General features: G+C 36.5%; 1 rRNA gene. It reads left to right on the top strand.

Annotated elements, in window-relative coordinates:
• Positions 1-228: 228 nt before the first annotated feature.
• Positions 229-304 (top strand): 5S ribosomal RNA (rrf, locus tag ACJDTP_RS27585); the annotation flags it as partial.

Consider the following 304-nt stretch of genomic DNA (forward strand, 5'->3'; position numbering starts at 1 on the left):
CTGGCGTTCGCTGAGTAAGTTCGAGTATCCAAATATAAAATTTGGACTCTCACTTATGTGCAATTTTGAAAGAACAAGGTTCTTTTAAGTAGTAATTATTTAATATAATTGCTGAAAAAATAGTATAAGCGATGAACTTGGGTTATTTTTTCTAAGGAAACACTAACTCACAGACGTTCGTTGGTGTGCTGTTTTTCAACCAAATCGAAGATTTGGGAAAAACATGCATCTCGTGATGATGGCATAGAGGTAACACTCCTTCCCATTTCGAACAGGAAAGTTAAGGTCTATAGCGCCGATGGTA

The sequence above is a fragment of the Candidatus Clostridium helianthi genome (assembly GCF_045310795.1).
Classification (GTDB): Bacteria; Bacillota; Clostridia; order Clostridiales; family Clostridiaceae; genus Clostridium; species Clostridium helianthi.